Below are 20,479 nucleotides of genomic sequence, written 5' to 3'. Positions count from 1 at the left end.
GCCCTCCCCGAAATCCCGCGCCCCCGCGCGCGCCCACCCTCCGCTCTCACAAGGACGTGACCATGCGCCAGTACGCCAAGCTCCCGGCATTCGCCCTCGCCGGAGCCCTCGCCCTCACCACACTCACCGCCTGTGCCAACGACGCCGCGTCCGGTTCCGGCTCCGGCTCGGATTCCACCGGGGACGCGGGCTCCACGGCCACGGCGGCCAAGAACGCCGAGAAGGTCAAGATCATGGTCGGCGGCCTGGACAAGGTCATCTACATGCCCGCCATGCTCACCCAGAGACTCGGCTTCTTCCAGGCCGAGGGCCTCGACGTGACGCTGCTGAGCGAACCGGCCGGTGTGCAGGCCACCACGGCGCTGGTCTCCGGCGACGTGCAGGGCGCCGTCGGCTTCTACGACCACACCCTCGACCTCCAGACCAAGAACAAGATGATCGAGTCGGTCGTGCAGTTCGCACAGGCGCCGGGCGAGGTCGAGGTGGTCTCCACCAAGGCCGCGGGCGACATCACCTCGGCCAAGGACTTCAAGGGCAAGAAGCTCGGCGTGACCGGCCTCGGCTCGTCCACCGACTTCCTCACCAAGTACCTCGCGGTGCACAACGGCCTCAAGGTCAGCGACTTCACGCCCGTCACCGTCGGCGCGGGCCAGACCTTCATCGCCGCCCTCCAACAGGGCTCCATCCAGGCCGGTATGACCACCGACCCGACGGTCGCGCAGATCCTCGACAAGGGCATCGGCAAGGTGCTGTACGACATGCGCACGCCCGAGGGCTCGCGGGAGGCGCTCGGCGGCCTCTACCCGTCCTCCAGCCTCTACATGAACACCGACTGGGTGAACGGCCACAAGGAGACCGTGCAGAAGCTGGCCAACGCCTTCGTGAAGACCCTCAAGTGGATGTCCACGCACACCCCCGAGGAGATCGCCGCGAAGATGCCCTCCGACTACGCGCAGGGCGGCGCCAAGCTGTACGCCGACTCCATCAAGGCCACGCTTCCGATGTTCACCACCGACGGCGTGATGCCCCCCGACGGCCCGGCCACCGTGGAGGCGGTCCTGAAGTCCTTCAACCCGAACCTCAAGGGCAAGAAGGTCGACCTGGAGAAGACCTACACCACGGAGTTCGTCAAGAACGTCAAGTAACGCCTGCTCACGCAGCGCCCTACAGCCCGCGGCCCCCGGCCACCCGCTCGATCCCCGTGACCTCCATCCGGGCGGGTGCGCCGAGGGCCGCGCCGCAGCTCTCCGGGCGCGGCGGCAGCGACGCGACCTGCGCCACCGTCACCTCCCAGACCCGCCCGTCGACGTGCGCCACCCGCACCGCCCAGGTGCCGTCGCCCGAAGGCGCCGGGTCCGTACGCTCCACGGCCTCCACGACCACGGCCGCCGTACGGTCCTCACCGGTCAGCTCCCGTACGGCCAGATCCGCCGCCTGTCCGGGACGGTCCCACGCCGACCGGCCCCGGCAGCCGTCCAGCACCATCCGCCCGGAGCGCGCCGCCTCCAGTACGTCCTTCGCGTGGTGCGCGTCCACCCGGCCGTACGTGTAGCCGTAGGGCAGGACGAGCATGGTCGGCGCGAAACGGTGTCCGCCGAGGTGGGTGACCTCCCAGACCTCGCTGCCGCCCGAGGCGGTCAGCTCCGCGGCGAGCGGCCGGCCGCGCACCGCGCAGCAGCGGTCCCGCTTGCCGTTGGTGCACACCAGGGCGAGGGGCGCGCCGTCGTACGCGTCGCCGAATCCGTTGTGCGCCCCCGCGCCCAGCGCGGTGAAGTCCAGCGCGGTCAGCTCCGCCGGGTCGGTGACCTCGGCGGTACGGACCCAGGAGGCGCCCGGCGCGGTGTGCGCGAGGTAGACCCGGTGCCGACGCGGAAGGTGCAGGTCGGCGTGTCTGCCGGGGCGGCGGATCAGGGCGACGCGGGTGCCCGCGCCGTCGGCGAGCCGCTCCAGTTCGCGGCCGGTCGCCGGGTCCAGCCGGCTCGCCCCCAGCGCCTTGGCCCCCCACGGGCCCGGCTGCTCGATCAGCAGCCACGTCCGTGCGGTGGCCGCGGTGGCGGCCACCGGTTCGGCGAGGGACGCCGAGGCGCTGGTGCAGGTGCTCACCCGGCTGAGCCTATTGCCTCCCGGCGGCCCCCGATTCCCGGGGCGCGGCGGCCCCCGATTCCCGCGCCCGTATCCAGCGACCTGTACGACGGCCTGTACGACCGGCCGCGCGACACCCTGTACGACAAGCCGCGCGCGCCCGTACGACCGGCCCGCGTACGGCTCGGCGCTACACCGGTCCCGCCACCACCGCGACCGGCTTGACCAGCGGCACACCCGAGCCGTCGCGGCGCGGGTCCTTCGGCGGCAGCTCGGCGGGCGTGCCGGTGGGCGTGGCGGCGCGGGCGGGCGCGGGACCCGCCCAGGCCAGCGCGAGACCGACCTCGCCGCGCAGGAACCGCTGGCAGCGCACACCGCCGGTGGCGCGCCCCTTGCGCGGATACTGCTCGAACGGTGTCAGCTTCGCGGTGCCCTCGGTCGTGTCGTCCAGCGTGCCCTCGGCGCGCGCGACGGTGAACACCACCGCGTCCACGGCGGGATCGACGGCGGTGAAGGAGATCACCTTGGCGCCGTCGGCGAGCTTGACGCCCGCCATGCCGCCCGCGGGCCGCCCCTGCGGGCGTACCTGCGCGGCCGGATACCGCAGCAGTTGCGCGTCGTCGGTGATGAAGACCAGGTCCTCCTCGCCGGTGCGCAGCTCCATCGCGCCGACCACCCGGTCACCGTCCTTGAGGCCGATGACCTCCAAGTCGTCCTTGTTCGACGGGTAGTCGGGAACGACGCGCTTGACGACGCCCTGTTCGGTGCCGAGCGCGAGGCCGGGCGAGGACTCGTCGAGCGTGGTCAGGCACAGCACCCGCTCGCCGTCCTCCAGGGTGAGGAACTCCGACAGCGCGGCGCCGCCCGCCAGCGACGGCGCGCCCGCCGTGTCCGGCAGCATCGGCAGGTCGATCACGGTCAGCCGCAGCAGCCGCCCGGTGGACGTCACCGCGCCGATGTCGGCGCGCGCCGTGGTCGGCACCGCCGAGACGATCACATCGTGCTTGGCGCGCTTGGCACCGCCGTCGCTGAAGTCCTCGCCGTTGGTCGTACGGGCCAGCAGCCCGGTCGAGGAGAGCAGCACACGGCACGGGTCGTCGGCCACTTCGAGCGGCACCGAGGACAGCGGCGCGCCCGCCGACTCCAGCAGGACCGTACGGCGCTCGGTGCCGTACTGCTTGGCGACCGCGGCCAGTTCGGCCGAGACCAGCTTGCGCAGCTCCGCGTCCGAGTCGAGGATCCGGGTCAGCTCCGCGATCTCCGCGTTCAGCCGGTCGCGCTCGGACTCCAGCTCGATCCGGTCGAAGCGGGTGAGGCGGCGCAGCGGGGTGTCCAGGATGTACTGCGTCTGGATCTCGGAGAGCCCGAAGCGCTCCATCAGGCTTTCCTTGGCCGCCGACGAGTTGTCGCTGGCCCGGATGATCGCGATGACCTCGTCGATGTCGATGAGGGCCACCAGCAGACCGTCCACCAGGTGCAGCCGGTCGCGGCGCTTGGTGCGGCGGAATTCGCTGCGGCGGCGGACGACCTCGAAGCGGTGGTCGACGTACACCTGGAGCAGTTCGCGCAGGCCCAGGGTGAGCGGCTGCCCGTCCACCAGGCACACGTTGTTGATGCCGAAGGAGTCCTCCATCGGCGTCAGCTTGTAGAGCTGCTCCAGGACGGCCTCGGGGTTGAAGCCGTTCTTGATCTCGATGACCAGCCGCAGGCCGTGCTCGCGGTCGGTGAGGTCCTTGACGTCCGCGATGCCCTGGAGCTTCTTCGCGTTGACCATGTCCTTGATCTTCGCGATCACCTTCTCCGGGCCGACCGTGAAGGGCAGTTCGGTGACGACCAGGCCCTTGCGGCGCGGCGTCACGTCGTCCACCGCGACCGTCGCGCGGATCTTGAAGGTGCCCCGGCCCGACTCGTACGCGTCCCGGATGCCGGTCAGTCCGATGATCCGGCCGCCGGTCGGCAGGTCGGGGCCCGGCACGAAGCGCATCAGTGTGTCGAGGTCGGCGTTCGGGTGCTTGATGAGGTGGCGCGCGGCGGCGATGACCTCGCCCAGATTGTGCGGCGGCATGTTGGTGGCCATGCCGACGGCGATCCCGGAGGCGCCGTTGACCAGCAGGTTGGGGTACGCGGACGGCAGGACCGCGGGCTCCTGCTCCTGGCCGTCGTAGTTGGGGGCGAAGTCGACGGTGTCCTCGTCGATCGACTCCACCATGAGCTGGGCCGGGCCGGACATCCGGGCCTCGGTGTAACGCATCGCCGCGGGCAGGTCGTCCAGCGAGCCGAAGTTGCCGTGTCCGTCGACCAGCGGGAGCCGCTGCGAGAACGGCTGGGCCATCCGCACCATGGCGTCGTAGATCGACGCGTCCCCGTGCGGGTGAAGCTTGCCCATCACCTCGCCGACCACGCGGGCACACTTGACGAAGCCGCGGTCGGGCCGCAGCCCCATCTCGTTCATCTGGTAGACGATGCGGCGGTGTACCGGCTTCATCCCGTCACGGGCGTCGGGAAGCGCCCGGGAGTAGATCACCGAGTAGGCGTACTCGAGGTAGGAGGCCTGCATCTCGTCCACGACGTCGATGTCGAGGATGCGCTCCTCGAAATCGTCGGGCGGCGGGGTCTTCGCGGTGCGGCGGGCCATCTCGGCGGCTGCTCCTTCATCTGGACGGGCGGACAGGCGATCGGTCGGGCGGTCGGGCGGTGGCCGGTCGGACGATCGGACGGGCGATCAGTCGAGCGGTCGGACGGGCACAAGGCTCGGGTGGGACGCCGACCATTGTGGACCGCACTACCGACATCGCGGACCACCACCCGGTACGAGCGTGCCGTGGACGGCACGTTCACCCACGACGCGGCGGGCAAGTTCACCCACGGCGTGACCGGGAACTTCGCGGACGGTCGGCTCCCTTGCCTAGAGTGGCAGCACTCTACGCAGTCACGCAGCAGCGACCGGAAGGACAGCTTGCCCATGGGTCACACGGCCACGCCGGAGGCACACTCCAGCGGCCTGACAGCCACCGAGCACCGCCTGGCGAACGGCCTGCGGGTGGTGCTCTCCGAGGACCACCTCACTCCGGTCGCGGCCGTCTGCCTCTGGTACGACGTCGGTTCCCGCCACGAGGTCAAGGGACGTACCGGCCTCGCCCACCTCTTCGAGCACCTGATGTTCCAGGGCTCCGCCAGCGTCAAGGGCAACGGGCACTTCGAACTGGTGCAGGGCGCGGGCGGCTCGCTGAACGGCACCACCAGCTTCGAGCGCACCAACTACTTCGAGACCATGCCCGCCCACCAGGTCGAACTGGCCCTGTGGCTGGAGGCCGACCGGATGGGCAGCCTGCTCACCGCGCTCGACCTGGAGAGCCTGGACAACCAGCGCGACGTGGTGAAGAACGAGCGCCGCCAGCGGTACGACAACGTCCCCTACGGCACGGCCTTCGAGCGGCTGACCGCGCTGGCCTACCCCGAGGGGCACCCGTACCACCACACGCCGATCGGCTCGATGGCCGACCTGGACGCGGCGTCGCTGGAGGACGCGCAGGCGTTCTTCCGTACGTACTACGCGCCCGGCAACGCGGTGCTGGCCGTGGTCGGCGACATCGACCCCGAGCAGACGCTGGCGTGGGTCGAGAAGTACTTCGGCAGTATCCCGGCCCACGACGGCAAGCCCGCACCGCGCGACGGCTCGCTGCCCGAGGTGATGGGCGGCCAGCTCCGCGAGGTGATCGAGGAGGACGTGCCCTCGCGCGCGCTGATGGCGGCCTACCGGCTGCCGGAGGACGGCACCACCGACGGCGACGCGGCCGACCTGGCGCTGACCATGCTCGGCGGCGGCGAGTCGTCCCGGCTGCACAACCGGCTGGTACGGCGCGACCGCAGCGCCGTCGCCGCGGGCTTCGGCCTGCTGCGCCTCGCGGGCGCGCCGTCGCTCGGCTGGCTGGACATCAAGGCGTCCAGCGGGGTCGAACTGAGCACCATCGAGGCCGCGGTGGACGAGGAACTGGCCCGCTTCGCCCAGGAGGGCCCCAGCCCCGAGGAGATGGAGCGCGCCCAGGCGCAGATCGAGCGCGAGTGGCTCGACCGGCTCGCCACCGTGGGCGGCCGGGCCGATGAACTGTGCCGTTACGCGGTGCTGTTCGGCGACCCGCAGCTCGCCCTCACCGCCGTCCAGCGGGTGCTGGCCGTCACCCCCGAGCAGGTGCGGGCCGTGGCCGCCGCGCGGCTGCGCCCCGACAACCGCGCGGTCCTCGTCTACGAGCCCACCGGCGGCGACGCGGCGGACGACGCCACCGACGAAGCGACCGACGAAGCCACCGAGCAGGAGGGCGAACTGTGAGCGAGACCGCGGCCGTCATGACGTTCCACCCGCAGCCGCAGGCCGGGGAGCCCCGGCCGTGGGCGTTCCCCGCCCCCGACCGCGGCACCCTGGGCAACGGTCTGACGGTGCTGACCAGCCACCGCCCGGGACAGCAGGTCGTCGCCGTCGAGGTGCTGCTCGACGCGCCGCTGGACGCCGAGCCCGAGGGCCTGGACGGCGTCGGCACCATCATGGCCAGGGCGCTGTCGGAGGGCACCGAGCAGCACACCGCCGAGGAGTTCGCGGCCGAACTGGAGCGCTGCGGCGCCACGCTGGACGCGCACGCCGACCACCCCGGTGTGCGGGTCTCCCTCGAAGTGCCCGCCTCCCGACTCGACAAGGCGCTCGCCCTGCTCGCGGAGGCGCTGCTGACCCCGGCCTTTCCCGAGGACGAGATCAAGCGGCTGGTCGCCAACCGGCTCGACGAGATCCCGCACGAGCTGGCCAATCCCGCCCGCAGGGCCGCGATGGCGCTGTCCAAGGAGCTGTTCGCACCGGAGCTGCGCTGCTCCCGGCCGCGCCAGGGCACCGAGGAGACCGTCCGCAGGATCGACGCGGCGGCCGTACGCGCCTTTTACCGGGCCCATGTCCGCCCGTCCACCGCGACCGCCGTGGTGGTCGGCGACCTCACCGGCATCGACCTGCCGCGGCTGCTCGACGACACCCTCGGCGGCTGGAGCGGCTCGGCCGCCAAGCCCCGCCCGCGCCCGGCGATCACCTCGGACGACACCGCGCGCGTGGTCATCGTGGACCGGCCGGGCGCGGTGCAGACCCAGCTCCTCATCGGCCGTACCGGCGCCGACCGGCACGACCCGGTGTGGGCGGCCCGTGTGATCGGCACCTACTGCCTGGGCGGCACCCTGACCTCCCGCCTGGACCGCGTGCTGCGCGAGGAGAAGGGCTACACCTACGGCGTACGCGCCTTCGGACAGGTGCTGCTCGGCTCCGCCGACGGCACGGGCGCCGCGCTGCTGGGCATCAGCGGCTCGGTGGCCACCGAGGTCACCGGGCCCGCGCTCGCCGACACCTGGCAGGTCATCAGGACGCTCGGCGAGGGCGGCCTGACCGACGAGGAGCGGGACGTCGCCGTACAGAATCTGGTCGGTGTGGCGCCGCTGCGCTACGAGACGTCGGCGGCCGTCGCGGCCACGCTGACCGACCAGGTCGAGCAGCAGCTCGCGGACGACTACCAGGCCAAGCTCTACGCGCGGCTGGCGGCCACGGGCACGGTGGAGGCGACCGCCGCGGTCGTCAACGCCTTCCCGCTCGACCGGCTCGTGGTCGTTCTGGTCGGGGACGCGTCCGTCATCGCCGGGCCGGTGGGCGAGTTGGGCATCGGACCGGTGAACATCATCACGTAGTACCGGACGGTCGTATCCGCGTCACGCGGGTCACGCACCACCCGGCGCGAGCGGTCGGCACCGCTCGCGCCACCCGTCCCCGGAACCCCGGCAGCCCCCTGCGGCGCCGGGGTTCCGGGCGTTTTGGAGCGCCGCGCGGGAGTTGGGGAGGGCTTGCGGGGGAGTGTCAGCGAAGTGTGGCGTACGCAACAAATCAGCTGATCTGTTTGGCGCATGGGCGAAACCGCGGTTAGCGTCTTCGCTCGTTGCCCGTCAGCAGCAGCCGCGTCCGGCGGCACGCGGGCACACATCGCCGAGTCCCCGTCAGGGGAGCCGGGGACCCAGCCCTCTCACGAGGGAGCAGTCCCTGGGGTGAATCGGGACCGACCGCCGAGCGGCGGGCGGACCCGTAGGAGACCTTCCTGCTCCGAACCCGTCAGCTAACCCGGTAGGCGAGAAGGAAGGAAAGGAGCGACGCCTCTTCATGGCGTTCACCGTTCTGCCCGCGCCCAGCGGGAAGCACCGCCGTCCCCGTCGCGGCGCCGCACGCACCGTCCGCGGTGGCGGCACGCTCGCCGGAGTCGCGGTGCTCACCGCGACCGGAGCGTTCGGCGCCACCTCGATGACTGCCACGGCCCACGCCGAGAGCGCGCACGACGCCGTCGCGAACACCGTCTTCGCCCGTACCGCCGATGTGACCGGCTCGCTCGCCGACTCCCTGGCCGCGCAGGCGGAGGCCCAGCACAAGGCCGCCGAGGCCGCGAAGGCCAAGGCGGAGGCCGACCGCGAGCAGGCGGAGGCCGCCGCCCGCGCCAAGGCGGCCAAGGCCAAGGCCGACGCGGCGGCCGCGAAGGCCAGGGCGGAGGCCGCGGCCGAGGTCCGGGCCGCCCGTGAGGCCAAGGCCCGCGCCGACCGCGCCGCCGCCGAGCGCAAGCGCCTGGGCTCCTTCGTCCTGCCGGTCGACAACTCCTACGTCTCCACCGCCTACCACTCCTCCAGCGGCCTGTGGTCCTCCGGCTACCACACCGGCATCGACTTCCACGCGGCCAGCGGCACCACCGTGCACGCGGTCGGCTCCGGCACCGTGGTCGAGGCCGGCTGGGGCGGCTCGTACGGCAACAACATCGTGATCCGGATGTCCGACGGGATGTACACCCAGTACGGCCACCTGTCCTCGATCCAGGTCTCGGTCGGCCAGAGCGTCACGCCCGGCCAGCAGATCGCCCTGTCCGGCGCGACCGGCAACGTCACCGGGCCGCACCTGCACTTCGAGGCCCGTACCGGACCCGACTACGGCTCCGACGTCGACCCCATCGCCTACCTGCGCAAGCACGGCGTCTCGGTCTGACCCCCGGACCCGGCGGGGGTCCCTCCACCACCCCCCTGGAACCACCGCACCACCCCCCTCAGCACGAAGGCCCCGGCTCCCCCCGCCGGGGCCTTCGTCCGTCCCGCGTCCGTCCCGTACCCGTCCCGCGCGCCAAAAGAAGTCCCATATTCGGGACTGTGATCGGAATCCCTGGTGTGCTGGAATAGGGTTACCGCAGAATGTGCGGAAAGAATGGGGTCCTGCGATGCGGAATCGGATGTGAACGGGACGGACGGCACGGGGCGGCGTATCTCCGCCCAGGTGGTGTGTACGGCCATCCGCGACGACATTGTCAGCGGTTTCTTCCCGCCGGGCGGCCGGCTGACGGAGGAACTGCTCGCGCAGCGGTACGGGGTGTCGCGCGTGCCGGTCCGCGAGGCGCTGCGCACCTTGGAGTCCGAGGGCTTCGTCCGCACCCGCAGGCACGCCGGCGCGTCGGTGGCCGAGCCCACCGAGCAGGAGGCGGCCGACCTTCTGGAACTGCGCGGCCTGTTGGAGCCGCTGGGCGCCGCGCGCGCCGCCCAGCGCCGTACCGACGCGCATCTGAAGGTGCTGCGCGGGCTCGTACGCCTAGGTCAGGAGCGCGCGGTCCAGGGCCAGTTGTCCGACCTGCCGTCGCTCGGCGGCTGGTTCCACGAGACGCTGGCGCAGGCGTCGGGCAGTCCCACGCTGGCCGCGCTGCTCACGCAACTGCGCCACAAGATCGCCTGGGTGTACGGCGACGACGTGCCCACCCGCGCGGTGGAGTCGTGGGAGGAGCACGCGGCGCTCGTGGACGCGGTGGCGCGCGGTGACGCCGAGCGGGCCCGCAGACTGGCCGCCGGGCACGTGGAGCGGAGCGCTGCGGTGAGGATCCTGAAACATCCCGTAAACGCGGTGCGCCGCCGCCATTAACAATCGCACCGTATACAAGTGCGTAGAATTGCGGCACCCGTAAATGCAATAAAGCGGGGCCGGTGCAATCCGGGTGGATTGTCCGGCCCCGCTGAATTCCGCTGTCCGGTGGCGGGATAAAGATCCCCGGACGTGTTCCGGCCACGCGAAGGGCGCATCGCGCGGCAGGGCGCACCGCCCGAAGGCCCGGTCGCGCGAAAGCGCGGCCGGGGAGGGCGGGGCGCGTCCCGCCGCGTCTCAGACGGTCTCGGGAAGCTCTTCCAGGCCCTCGGTGACGAGCTTCGCCAGCCGGTCGAGCGCGGCGTCGGCGCCGTCGGCCTCCGAGGCGAGCACGATCTCCTCGCCGCCCTGCGCGCCGAGGCTCAGCACCGCCAGCATGGACGCGGCGTTGACCGGGCTGCCGTCGGCCTTCGCGATCGTCACGGGGACGCCTGCGGCCATGGCCGCGCGGACGAAGATGGACGCGGGGCGGGCGTGCAGGCCCTCCGCCCAGCCGACGTTGACACGGCGCTCAACCATGGTGCTGCCCTCCGGGTCGTTCCAGTTGTCTAGACCAGTTTCGCACGGCCGGAGCGCTGCTCCGGCACGTCGGCACGATCGCGGCCCCCACCAGACTGCCCCCTGCGCGTCGGCTCCGCGAGTATGACGCGCCCGCCGGGCCACCCGCTTACGCTGGGGCCATGAGCGAGCAGACGGCGCATCCGTACCCCGTCCACTGGGAGGCGGACGTCGTACTGCGGGACGGCGGGATCGCCCACATCCGGCCGATCGGTCCCGACGACGCGGGACGGCTCGTCGACTTCTACGAGCAGGTCTCCGACGAGTCGAAGTACTACCGCTTCTTCGCGCCCTACCCCCGGCTGTCCGACCGGGACGTGCACCGCTTCACGCACCACGACTACGACGACCGCGTCGGCCTGGCCGCCACCGTCGGCGGCGACTTCATCGCCACCGTCCGCTACGACCGCACCGACGACGCGGGCCGGGCCGTCTCCGCCGACAAGGGCACCACCGGCACCCGCGCCGAGGTCGCCTTCCTCGTCCAGGACGCCCACCAGGGCCGCGGCGTCGCCTCCGCGCTGCTCGAACACATCGCCGCCGTCGCCCGCGAGCGCGGCATCCTGCACTTCACCGCCGAAGTCCTGCCCACCAACCGCAAGATGGTCAAGGTCTTCACCGACGCGGGCTTCACCCAGCAGCGCAGCTTCACCGACGGCGTCGTCCACCTCGAACTCGACCTGGAACCCACCGAGCAGTCCGTCCAGGTCATGCGGGCCCGCGAGCACCGCGCCGAGGCCCGCTCCGTCCAGCGGCTGCTGCGCCCCGGCTCGGTCGCCGTCGTCGGCACCGGCCGCAGGCCGGGCGGCGTCGGCCGTACGCTGCTGCGCAACATCGTCGCGGGCGGCTTCACCGGCCACGTCTACGCCGTCAACCGCTCCTTCCCCGACGGCGGAACCGACATCGACGGCGTGCCCGGCCACCGCTCCGTCCTCGGCATCGGCGCCCCCGTCGACCTCGCCGTGATCGCCGTGCCCGCCGACCGGGTCCCCGAGGCCGTCGCCGACTGCGGCGCCGCAGGCGTCCAGGGCCTGGTGGTGGTCGCCGCCGGATACTCCGAGACCGGCGAGGAGGGCAGGGCGCGCCAGCGCGAGCTGGTCCGGCAGGCCAGGAGCCACGGCATGCGGGTGATCGGCCCGAACGCCTTCGGCGTCCTCAACACCGCCGCCGGGGTCCGGCTCAACGCCTCCCTGTCGCCCGAGATGCCCCGCAGCGGACGCCTCGGCCTGTTCACCCAGTCCGGCTCGATCGGCATCGCCCTGCTCTCCGGACTGCACCGCCGCGGCGCGGGCCCCTCCTCCTTCGTCTCCGCGGGCAACCGCGCCGACGTCTCGGGCAACGACCTCCTCCAGTACTGGCAGGACGACCCCGACACCGACGCCGTCCTGATGTACCTCGAATCCTTCGGCAACCCGCGCAAATTCACCCGGCTCGCCCGCCGCACCGCCGCCGCCAAACCGGTGGTCGTCGTCAAGGGCGCCCTGCACTCCGGCTCCGTCCCGGCAGGACACGCCGTGCCCGCCACCCGCATCCCCGACTCCACCGTCTCCGCGCTCTTCCGGCAGGCCGGGGTGATCCGCGTGGACACCGTCACCGAACTGCTGGACGCCGGACTCTTCCTGGCCCTCCAGCCACTGCCCGCGGGCGACCGGATCGCCGTCCTCGGCAACTCCGAATCGCTCGGCCTGCTCACCTACGACGCCGCGCTCACCGCGGGACTGCGGCCCGCCGCGCCCCTCGACCTCACCACCGCGGCCACCCCCGACGACTTCGCCGCCGCCCTCGGCGCCGCGCTCGCCGACCCCGGCAGCGACGCCGTCGTCGTCACCGCGATCCCGCGCGTCGGCTCCGAGGACGCCCCCGACCCCGAGTCCGGCGACGACCCGGCGCTCGCCGAGGCGCTGCGCCGTACGACCGCCGCCGCGGGCGGCGGCAAGCCCGTGGTGGTCGCCCACCTCGCCCTGGAGACCCTGGCCGACCGGCTCGGCGCGCCCGGCGACGATGCCGCCTCCCGTATCCCCGCCTACTCCGCGCCCGACCGGGCCGTGCGCGCGCTCGCCGAGGCCGCCGCCTACGCGGCCTGGCGCGCCGGATCGGCGGACCCCGGCCGGATCCCGCAGTTCGACGACATCCAGGAGGCCGCGGCGGCCGACGACGTACGCCGCCTGCTGCCGGCCGGCGAGGCACCCGAGGGCGGGATCGCGCTCGGCGACGCGGACACCGCGACGCTGCTCGGCCGGTACGGCATCCAGGTGCGCGGCGCGCTGCCCGCCCCCGACGCCGACACCGCCGTGGCCGCCGCCGCCCGGCTCGGCTACCCGGTCGCCCTCAAGACCACCGCCCCCCACCTGCGGCACCGCGCCGACCTCGGCGGCGTACGCCTGGACCTGGCGGACGAGGGCGACCTGCGGCGCGCCTACGACGAGCTGACCGCGCGGCTGGGCACCCCGCGGGAGCTGCTGCCCGTCGTGCAGGCGATGGCGCCGCGCGGTGTGGACACGGTGGTACGGGCGGGCGTCGACCCCGCCGCGGGCGCCGTGCTGTCCTTCGGCCTGGCGGGCGCGCCCTCGGAACTGCTCGGCGACACCGCGCACCGGCTCGTCCCCGCCACCGACCGGGACGCGGCCGAACTGGTCCGCTCCATCAAGGCCGCGCCGCTGCTGTTCGGCTGGCGCGGCGCCGAGCCGGTCGACACCGACGCGCTGGAGGAGCTGCTGCTGCGCGTGTCGCTGCTGACCGCCGACCTCCCGGAGGTGGTCGCGCTCGACCTGGAACCGGTGGTGGTCTCCTCGCGCGGCCTGACCGTCCTCGGCGCGTCCGTCCGCCTGGCCAGGCCGCCCGCCCGCACCGATCTCGGGCCGCGGGCGCTGTCCTCGTTCTGACCCGGCGCCCGCTCCCGCGCCCGCCCGCACGCCGGGTCGTGCTCCGAGCACGTCGCGGTCGTACCTGGCCCTTAGGATGGTCGGCATGGCGAAGACCGGTACTACGACTCAGGGCCTGCGCACGGCCATCGAGCGCAGCGGCTACTACCCCACCCTCGTGGCGGAGGCCGTCGAGGCGGCGGTCGGACGCGAGCCGGTCTCCTCCTACCTGGTCCACCAGGAGACCAGCTTCGACGCCAACGAGGTCCGTCGTCATGTGACCGTGCTGGTGCTCACCGACAGCCGCTTCATCGTCAGCCACACCGACGAGCAGGCCGCCGACGACACCTCGCCGACGCCGTACGCCACCACGTCCACCGAATCGGTGAAGATCGGCCGGATCTCCTCGGTCGTGGTCAGCCGGGTGGTCGCGAACCCGGAGTCGTACACGCCCGGCACGCTGCCCCGCGAAGTGGTGCTCACCATCGGCTGGGGCGCGGTCTCGCGGCTCGACCTGGAGCCCGCCGCCTGCGGCGACCCCAACTGCGAGGCCGACCACGGCTACACCGGCTCCTCGACCGCCGACGACCTGTCGCTGCGGGTCAGCGAGGCGGGCGACGGCCCGGACACCGTCCGCCAGACCCTGGCCTTCGCGCAGGCGCTCTCCGAGGCGACAGCGGCCACTGACTGATGGTCCAGCCGCTGCACGGCGGGTACGGTTCCGCGCCGCTCGATCCGCGTACCGCTCCCGTACCCGACTACGGCACCGGCGCGCTCTGTGACGTCATCCCGGCCGCCGTCGCCGGATTCGCCGTCCCCGGCATGCCGGCCACCGGCCTGGAACTGGCGCCCGCCGACCGGGTCTGCGTCTTCCTCGTGGACGGCCTCGGCTGGGAGCTGATCCTGGCCCACCCCGACGAGGCGCCGTACCTCACCTCGCTGCTGCCGACCTCGCGCGGCGGCACCGGCCGCCCGCTGACCGCCGGATTCCCGGCGACGACCGCGACCTCGCTCGGCTCGGTCGGCACCGGGCTGCCGCCGTCCGCGCACGGCCTGGCGGGCTACACCACGCTCAATCCGGCCACCGGCGAGCTGATGAACCAGCTGCGCTGGCAGCCCTGGACCGCGCCGCACGTCTGGCAGCCGCACCCCACCGTCTTCCAGCTCGCCGACGCCGCCGGGATCGCCACCTGCCAGGTCTCCTCGCCGACCTTCGTCAACACCCCGCTGACCAAGGTCGCGCTGTCCGGCGGCACCTTCCACGGGCGCCTCACCGGCGAGGAGCGGATGGACCTGGCCGCCGACCGGCTCGGCGCCGCCGACCGCACGCTGGTCTACACGTACTACAGCGAGCTGGACGGCATGGGGCACCGGCACGGCGTCGACTCCGACGCCTGGCGCGGCCAGCTCATGATGGTCGACCGGCTGGCGCAGCGGCTCGCCGAGCAACTGCCGCCGCGCAGCGCCCTGTACGTCACCGCCGACCACGGCATGATCGACATCCCCTTCGACGAGCGGTCCCGGATCGACTTCGACGAGGACTGGGAACTGCGCGCCGGGGTCGCGGTGCTCGGCGGCGAGGCCCGCGCCCGGCACGTCTACGCGGTGCCCGGCGCCGCCGCCGACGTGCACGCGGTGTGGAGCGAGGTCCTCGGGGAGCAGATGTGGGTGGCGACCAGGGCCGAGGCGATCGAGGCGGGCTGGTTCGGACCGCCGCCGGACGAGCGGGTGTTCGGCCGGATCGGCGACGTCGTGGCCGTCGCCCGCGACGACATCGCGGTCGTCGCCCACCGCACCGAATCGGGGGAGTCGAAGATGGTCGGCCTGCACGGCTCGATGGCCGCCGCCGAGCAGCTCGTACCGCTGCTCGAAGTACGCTCCTGAGGCCCCTCCCGAGGTCCGTGAGGCCCGCCCGCCCCCGCGCTTTCCCGCCCCCCATCGAAAGGCCGTCGTCCTTCCCATGCCCGAGCTGGTCTTCTTCTCCGGAACGATGGACTGCGGCAAAAGCACCCTCGCCCTCCAGATCGTCCACAATCGCACCGCTCGCGGCCTCCAGTCGGTGATCTTCACCAGGGACGACCGCGCGGGCGAGGGCAAGCTCTCCTCGCGGCTCGGCCTGGTCACCGACGCCGTCGAGGTCGCGGACGGCATGGACCTGTACGGCCACGTGGTCGGCGTGCTCAGCCGCGGCGGCCGGGTGGACTACGTGATCGTGGACGAGGCGCAGTTCCTCGCGCCCGAGCAGATCGATCAGTTGGCGCGGGTGGTCGACGAACTCGACCTGGACGTCCACGCGTTCGGCATCACCACCGACTTCCGCACCCGGCTCTTCCCCGGCTCGCAGCGGCTGATCGAACTCGCCGACCGCGTCGAGGCCCTTCAGGTCGAGGCGCTGTGCTGGTGCGGCGAGCGCGCCACCCACAACGCCCGTACGGTCGACGGCGTGATGGTCGTCGAGGGCGCGCAGGTGGTGATCGGCGACGTCGACCGGTCCGGCGAGGTCGGCTACGAGGTGCTGTGCCGCCGTCACCACCGCCGCCGGATGACCAGCGCGACCGCGGGCGCGGGCACGCTCTCGCCCGACGTGCTGCCGGTCACCCACTCCTGACTTCGGCGGTCAGCCGCTCATGACGACGGGCCCGGCCGGCCGCACGACGGCGGTCGACCGGGCCCGCCCGCCGGTCAGTTGACGCCGACCGGACCGAAACGCGCCACGACCGTACGGTGGGCCGCCGAAGGAGCGCGTGACGCGCGCCGACGCGAGCAGCGGCCCGGCCTCGGTGACCTCGACGGTGTCGGCGGCGGTGAGGTCGCGGACGGTGCCCCGGTAGTGGCCGTCGATGTTCCAGGCGCTCCACCGGTGGGGGTCGTCCGACTGGAGTTGCGGCAGATTGCCCGCCGCGCCGGGGGCGATCGCCTCGCGTCCGGCGCGCAGGTCGTACGCGGACCGCACGAGACCGTCGGCGTCGATCCGTATCCGCAGCACCCCGTTGTCGAGGGTGATTCCGGTGGCGTCCTCGGTGACCGAGACCGGGGGCAGCGCGGAGCGCACGGCCTGGCCGGTGCCGAAGGCGGGGGCCTCGACGAGGACGGCGGTACGTCCGTCGGACAGCGGCTGGCCGTCGGCGGCGGGGGTGCCCGCGGGCAGGACGGTCACCTCGCGGCGCGCGTAGGGCCCGGCGTTGTAGAAGCCGGTTCCCGAGTCGGCGGGTCCTGAGTCGGCGGGCCCCGAACCGGCGAAGGAGTCGGGCAGCCACACGCCTTCCTGCGGGATGCCGAACTCCTCGGCGAAGAACCGCCGCCCCGTAGACGAGTTGGCGGGCCAGCGCCTCACCGCCGGGCAGATTGCCGTCCGCCTCGACCCACATGCCGCCGACCGGCGCCCAACTGCCGTCGGATACCGCCTTCTTGATCCGCTCGAAGATCTCGGGGCGGCGCTCCCGTCAGACCGGTGAGCGCCAGCGGGCCGAGCGCCCGGTTGGGCACCGCGCCGTCGCTCGGCGAGGGCAGGCCGAAGGCCATCACGTCGTCGGGGTTCATGCCGTTCTGCTGGAGGAAGGCCAGCGTGAAGGTGCCGCCGATGTCGAAGGCCGCCTTGCCCTGGGCGAACGCCTGGTCGGCCGCGTCGATGTCGAGGGTCTGGGTGCCCGGCATCCAGTACGGCTGGAGCTGCGCGTACTGCGTGAGGACCTTGGTGCCGTCGGCGGAGGAGAAGTCCGCGTCGGCTCCTTGCCGAACAGCGCCTGGTACTTCTCCTTGCCCAACTGGGCGAAGGCCAGCGCCTGGAGGACCCAGGTCGGACCGGTGGCCTTGACCTTCAGACCGAGGCTGACCCCGCCGTTCTTCGGGTCCTTCGTGGTGGTGGCCTTCAGGTCGGCCAGGAACTCGTCCCAGTTCGCGGGGGCCTTGGTGATCCCGGTGGCGGCCAGCATCTTCTTGTTGGCCATGACGATGCCGAAGGTCCCGGAGGTGAAAGGCACGCTGAAGCGCTGGCCCTTGCTCACCCCGTGCGTCTTGGAGTCGGCGGGCTTGGACTCGGTGTACTTCGCGTCCGTGACGGTGCCCGAGACCTGGACGCCCTTCTGGTACAGGCCGCTCCGGGCGGCGTCGACGTCGCCCGCGATGTCCTTGGCCATGCCGGTGGCGCCGAGCACCAGGTCCTCGCCGTCGGAGTGCGTCTCCAGCACATCGGGCAGGTCGTGGGTCTTGGCGGCGGCCTGCACCTTGGTGGTGTACGCGTCGTCCGGTCCGTACGCCTCGATCTTGACGGTGATGCCGGTCTGCTTCTTGAACTCGGCCGCCGCGTTGCGCAGTCCGGCGACGTGCGACTGCTTGAAGGTCCACATCTCCAGCGACTTGCTGTCCCCCGATCCGGAGGAGCCGCCGCCGCAGGCGGCCAGCGGGCTCAGCGAGAGGACGGTGGCCACAGCGGCTGCGGCGAGTCTCGCCTTCGGGGTAAAACGTGCGAATGGTGTGTTCATGGGCCCCTACCTAGGATTCGACCGTTCAGAAGACCGAATAACGTTGGAGTGACTGAATATAGGGTCGTGTTTGATATAGCGTCAGGTCGGACCGCGATGGGAGTGGGCACTCTTATGCGTCGTGCATCGGCGGCGGGGAGCGGAGGATCGGTGGAATCGGTGGCAGAAGCGGCGCGCGGGCGGAAGCCCGAAGAGGTGAAGTCCGCAGCTCGGGTGCTGGAAGTGCTCGAACTGCTCGGCGCGGACGGCGCCCGGCTCTCGCTGGCGGAGATGGCGACGGCGATGGCGGTGCCGAAGAGCAGCCTGCACGCCATCCTGCGCACGATGCAGGCGCGTCGGTGGGTGGATCTCGACCCGTCCGGGACGCGCTACAGCCTCGGTCTCAAGGCGCTGTTGACGGGCACCGCCTACCTGGAGGGCGACGACGTCACCAGCCTGGCGGGGCCGGTGCTCGACGCGCTGGCCGAGGAGACAGGAGAGGCCGTGCACCTGGGCAGGCTCGACGGCACGCACGTCGTCTACCTGGCCAAACGCGAGTCGCGGCACGCGCTGCGGATGTACTCCGCGGTCGGCCGCAGGCTCCCCGCGCACGCCACGGCGCTCGGCAAGGCGGTGCTCTCGCAGTACGACCACGCCGAGGTGCAGCGGCGGCTGGACTGGCCGCTGGAGCGGATGACCCCGACCACGGTGGTCGACTCCGACGCGTTCCTGGCCCAGTTGGCCGAGGCGCGACTGCGCGGCTGGGCGGCGGACGACGGCGAGAATTCCGTCGACATCCGCTGCGTCGCGGTCGCGCTCGGCGGCGGCCAGGGCGAGGACGCGATCAGTTGCTCGGCGCCCAAGAGCCGGATGGACGACGCTCGGGTCGAGGAGGTCGCGCAGGCGGTCACCGAGGCCGCGCAGTCGCTGAGCACCCTGCTCAAACGGCTGGGTCAGCACTGAGCGGCCGCCGCCATCGCGCCGGCCGGCCGCGGGCCGGCCGCTGAACCGGCACCGTCCGGTCGCCGGCCCGCCGCCCGCCTGCGACCGGGCCTGACGCGCTGACGGGCCCGGCCTGACGGGCCGTCCGGTCGGCCGGGGCGTGCCGACCCCTTGTGTGTCCCGCGTGGCGGGGGTTACGGTCGTTGCGAGTTTGTCAAAGTGATTGACAAACTCGGAATGCCCTCTCTACGTTCGGATACCGGTACGTCATTCCGTTACCTGTACGTGGGAGTTCGTATGGCATTGCCTGATGCCGGCCCCGCACCGCTCGCCCCGGCCCCCTGGGTCGACGAGCGCGGCGCCAAGATCCGCATCACGGCCGTTCGCACCTTTCTGACCGCCCCCCACGGCTGCCCCCATCTCGTCGTCCGCGTCGAGACCGGCGAACCGGGGCTCTACGGCCTCGGCTGCGCCAGCGATCCCCAGCGCACGCTGGCCGTCCGCTCGGTGCTCGACGACTACCTCGCCCCGCTGCTCACCGGGCGGGACCCCGACGACATCGAGGACATCCACCGGCTGATCCTCAACAGCGCCTACTGGCGCGGAGGTTCGGTCACCGGCAACGCGCTCGGCGGCATCGACGTCGCCTTGTGGGACCTCAAGGCCAAGCGCCTCGGCGCGCCCCTGCACTCGCTGTTCGGCGGCAAGGTCCGCGCCTTCGCCGAGGCCTACACGCACGTCGACGGCCGCGACGCCGCCGAGATCGCCGACAAGGTCCAGGCCGCGAGAGAACACGGCTACCGGCACGTCCGGATCCAGGCCGCCGTGCCGGGCGCCGACACCTACGGCGCCTCCGGCGGCGGCACCGCGGACGCCGACGCGGTACGCGAGCGGCGCGCGCCCTGGGACAGCACGGGCTATCTGCGGCACGTGCCGGGCGTTCTCACCCGCGTGCGCGAACTCGTCCGCGACGACGTCGAGTTGCTGCACGATGTGCACGAACGGCTCGACCCCCGGCAGGCCAGGGACTTCCTGCGCAGGGTCGAGGACGCCGGACTGTACTTCGTGGAGGACCTGCTCGCGCCCGAGGACACCCGGCACTTCAAGCGGCTGCACGACGCCTCGCCCGTACCGCTCGCGGTCGGCGAACTCTTCCACGACACCGCCCAGTTCACCGCCCTGCTGGACGGCCCCGACATCGACTTCGCGCGGATCCGTGTCCCCACCCTCGGCGGCCTCACCCCCGCCCGCAAGATCGCGGCCTTCTGCGAACTGCGCGGTGTCCGGCTCGCGCCGCACGGCCCCGCCGACGTCAGCCCGGTCGCCCAGGCCGCCACCTTGGCCATGGACATCTCCAGCCACGCCTTCGGCGTCCAGGAGGCCGCGGTCTTCAGGCCGCCCGTCCACGAGGTGTTCCCCGGCACGGTCACCGCGACCGCGGGCGGCCTCGTACCCCATGACACCCCGGGCCACGGAGTGGACTTCGACGAGGCCGCCGCCCGCCGTCACCCCGTGCCCGAACCCCTGGCCCACGACCGCTGGGCCCTGCTGCGCAACACCGATGGGAGCGTGCAACGCCCGTGACGAATCCGATCAGAGCCGGTGAACCCGGAGCCGGAGCCGAC

General features: G+C 72.5%; 16 protein-coding genes, 1 pseudogene and 1 riboswitch. Of the genes and pseudogenes, 11 read left to right on the top strand and 6 right to left on the bottom strand.

Annotation, left to right across the window (positions count from 1 at the left end):
- Positions 1-62: 62 nt before the first annotated feature.
- Positions 63-1,145: an ABC transporter substrate-binding protein gene (locus ACFZBB_RS11145; RefSeq protein ID WP_391120057.1), complete on the top strand. Its 1,083-nt coding sequence runs from the start codon at positions 63-65 to the stop codon at positions 1,143-1,145.
- Between the two features lie 19 nt (positions 1,146-1,164).
- On the opposite strand, the gene ACFZBB_RS11140 is transcribed toward ACFZBB_RS11145, so the two are convergent.
- Positions 1,165-2,103: a sucrase ferredoxin gene (locus ACFZBB_RS11140; protein ID WP_391120055.1), complete on the bottom strand. Its 939-nt coding sequence runs from the start codon at positions 2,101-2,103 to the stop codon at positions 1,165-1,167.
- Positions 2,104-2,272: 169 nt separating this feature from the next.
- Positions 2,273-4,717 carry a DNA topoisomerase (ATP-hydrolyzing) gene (locus ACFZBB_RS11135; protein WP_391120053.1) on the bottom strand — a complete coding sequence of 815 codons (2,445 nt, stop codon included), beginning with the start codon at positions 4,715-4,717 and terminating at the stop codon, positions 2,273-2,275.
- Between the two features lie 327 nt (positions 4,718-5,044).
- Between ACFZBB_RS11135 and ACFZBB_RS11130 the strand changes: the two genes are divergently transcribed.
- From ACFZBB_RS11130 to ACFZBB_RS11115, 4 genes are all read left to right on the top strand, one after another.
- The gene (locus ACFZBB_RS11130; protein WP_391120051.1) at positions 5,045-6,409 is read left to right on the top strand and encodes an insulinase family protein; all 1,365 of its coding nucleotides are present in this window, start codon (positions 5,045-5,047) and stop codon (positions 6,407-6,409) included.
- A complete protein-coding gene (locus ACFZBB_RS11125; RefSeq protein WP_391120049.1) occupies positions 6,406-7,791 on the top strand; it encodes an insulinase family protein in 1,386 nt (461 codons plus the stop codon). The genes ACFZBB_RS11130 and ACFZBB_RS11125 overlap by 4 nt, the downstream gene beginning before the upstream one ends.
- 280 nt (positions 7,792-8,071) lie before the next feature.
- Positions 8,072-8,239, top strand: a riboswitch (cyclic di-AMP (ydaO/yuaA leader).
- Between the two features lie 15 nt (positions 8,240-8,254).
- A complete protein-coding gene (locus tag ACFZBB_RS11120) occupies positions 8,255-9,118 on the top strand; it encodes a peptidoglycan DD-metalloendopeptidase family protein (RefSeq protein WP_391120047.1) in 864 nt (287 codons plus the stop codon).
- Between the two features lie 213 nt (positions 9,119-9,331).
- Positions 9,332-10,033: an FCD domain-containing protein gene (locus tag ACFZBB_RS11115; protein ID WP_391120045.1), complete on the top strand. Its 702-nt coding sequence runs from the start codon at positions 9,332-9,334 to the stop codon at positions 10,031-10,033.
- A gap of 237 nt (positions 10,034-10,270) precedes the next feature.
- Here the strand turns inward: ACFZBB_RS11115 and ACFZBB_RS11110 are convergent, their stop codons facing one another.
- Positions 10,271-10,552, bottom strand: a complete 282-nt coding sequence (locus ACFZBB_RS11110) for an HPr family phosphocarrier protein (RefSeq protein WP_391120042.1) — start codon at positions 10,550-10,552, stop codon at positions 10,271-10,273.
- Positions 10,553-10,713: 161 nt separating this feature from the next.
- Between ACFZBB_RS11110 and ACFZBB_RS11105 the strand changes: the two genes are divergently transcribed.
- The 4 genes from ACFZBB_RS11105 (at position 10,714) to ACFZBB_RS11090 (ending at position 16,060) form a co-directional block, all read left to right on the top strand.
- Positions 10,714-13,473 carry a GNAT family N-acetyltransferase gene (locus ACFZBB_RS11105; RefSeq protein ID WP_391120040.1) on the top strand — a complete coding sequence of 920 codons (2,760 nt, stop codon included), beginning with the start codon at positions 10,714-10,716 and terminating at the stop codon, positions 13,471-13,473.
- Between the two features lie 76 nt (positions 13,474-13,549).
- The gene (locus ACFZBB_RS11100) at positions 13,550-14,143 is read left to right on the top strand and encodes a DUF5998 family protein (protein ID WP_188286046.1); all 594 of its coding nucleotides are present in this window, start codon (positions 13,550-13,552) and stop codon (positions 14,141-14,143) included.
- A complete protein-coding gene (locus ACFZBB_RS11095; protein WP_391048945.1) occupies positions 14,143-15,336 on the top strand; it encodes an alkaline phosphatase family protein in 1,194 nt (397 codons plus the stop codon). Before ACFZBB_RS11100 ends, ACFZBB_RS11095 begins: the two co-directional genes overlap by 1 nt.
- Before the next feature lie 76 nt (positions 15,337-15,412).
- On the top strand, positions 15,413-16,060 hold the full coding sequence (locus ACFZBB_RS11090; RefSeq protein WP_355338403.1) for a thymidine kinase: 648 nt from the start codon (positions 15,413-15,415) through the stop codon (positions 16,058-16,060).
- 9 nt (positions 16,061-16,069) lie between these two features.
- On the opposite strand, the gene ACFZBB_RS11085 is transcribed toward ACFZBB_RS11090, so the two are convergent.
- The 3 genes and pseudogenes from ACFZBB_RS11085 to ACFZBB_RS11075 form a co-directional block, all read right to left on the bottom strand.
- Positions 16,070-16,786, bottom strand: coding sequence for a glycoside hydrolase family 38 C-terminal domain-containing protein (locus ACFZBB_RS11085; protein WP_391120038.1), 717 nt, complete (start codon positions 16,784-16,786; stop codon positions 16,070-16,072).
- Positions 16,787-16,796: 10 nt separating this feature from the next.
- A pseudogene (locus ACFZBB_RS11080) lies at positions 16,797-16,865 on the bottom strand (hypothetical protein); the annotation flags it as partial.
- Positions 16,866-16,988: 123 nt separating this feature from the next.
- Positions 16,989-17,933: an extracellular solute-binding protein gene (locus tag ACFZBB_RS11075; protein ID WP_391120036.1), complete on the bottom strand. Its 945-nt coding sequence runs from the start codon at positions 17,931-17,933 to the stop codon at positions 16,989-16,991.
- Between the two features lie 150 nt (positions 17,934-18,083).
- Between ACFZBB_RS11075 and ACFZBB_RS11070 the strand changes: the two genes are divergently transcribed.
- Both ACFZBB_RS11070 and ACFZBB_RS11065 read left to right on the top strand, forming a co-directional pair.
- Positions 18,084-18,875, top strand: coding sequence for an IclR family transcriptional regulator C-terminal domain-containing protein (locus ACFZBB_RS11070; protein WP_391120034.1), 792 nt, complete (start codon positions 18,084-18,086; stop codon positions 18,873-18,875).
- A gap of 276 nt (positions 18,876-19,151) precedes the next feature.
- Entirely contained in the window at positions 19,152-20,438 is a 1,287-nt protein-coding gene (locus tag ACFZBB_RS11065) for an enolase C-terminal domain-like protein (RefSeq protein WP_391120032.1), read from the top strand.
- Positions 20,439-20,479 lie beyond the last annotated feature (41 nt).

It is taken from the genome of Streptomyces sp. NPDC008139, from assembly GCF_042957025.1.
Classification (GTDB): domain Bacteria; phylum Actinomycetota; class Actinomycetes; order Streptomycetales; family Streptomycetaceae; genus Actinacidiphila.
This window is presented reverse-complemented; position numbering and strand designations above follow the sequence as displayed.

What these genes read in the sequence shown, in the direction of transcription:
- ACFZBB_RS11090 (WP_355338403.1), top strand. Translation starts at nt 15,413, where the DNA reads ATGCCCGAGCTGGTCTTCTTCTCCGGAACGATGGACTGCGGCAAAAGC.
- ACFZBB_RS11105 (WP_391120040.1), top strand. Translation starts at nt 10,714, where the DNA reads ATGAGCGAGCAGACGGCGCATCCGTACCCCGTCCACTGGGAGGCGGAC.
- ACFZBB_RS11120 (WP_391120047.1), top strand. Translation starts at nt 8,255, where the DNA reads ATGGCGTTCACCGTTCTGCCCGCGCCCAGCGGGAAGCACCGCCGTCCC.
- ACFZBB_RS11075 (WP_391120036.1), bottom strand. Translation starts at nt 17,933, where the DNA reads ATGAACACACCATTCGCACGTTTTACCCCGAAGGCGAGACTCGCCGCA.
- ACFZBB_RS11065 (WP_391120032.1), top strand. Translation starts at nt 19,152, where the DNA reads ATGGCATTGCCTGATGCCGGCCCCGCACCGCTCGCCCCGGCCCCCTGG.
- ACFZBB_RS11115 (WP_391120045.1), top strand. Translation starts at nt 9,332, where the DNA reads ATGGGGTCCTGCGATGCGGAATCGGATGTGAACGGGACGGACGGCACG.
- ACFZBB_RS11100 (WP_188286046.1), top strand. Translation starts at nt 13,550, where the DNA reads ATGGTCGGCATGGCGAAGACCGGTACTACGACTCAGGGCCTGCGCACG.
- ACFZBB_RS11095 (WP_391048945.1), top strand. Translation starts at nt 14,143, where the DNA reads ATGGTCCAGCCGCTGCACGGCGGGTACGGTTCCGCGCCGCTCGATCCG.
- ACFZBB_RS11135 (WP_391120053.1), bottom strand. Translation starts at nt 4,717, where the DNA reads ATGGCCCGCCGCACCGCGAAGACCCCGCCGCCCGACGATTTCGAGGAG.
- ACFZBB_RS11110 (WP_391120042.1), bottom strand. Translation starts at nt 10,552, where the DNA reads ATGGTTGAGCGCCGTGTCAACGTCGGCTGGGCGGAGGGCCTGCACGCC.
- ACFZBB_RS11145 (WP_391120057.1), top strand. Translation starts at nt 63, where the DNA reads ATGCGCCAGTACGCCAAGCTCCCGGCATTCGCCCTCGCCGGAGCCCTC.
- ACFZBB_RS11130 (WP_391120051.1), top strand. Translation starts at nt 5,045, where the DNA reads ATGGGTCACACGGCCACGCCGGAGGCACACTCCAGCGGCCTGACAGCC.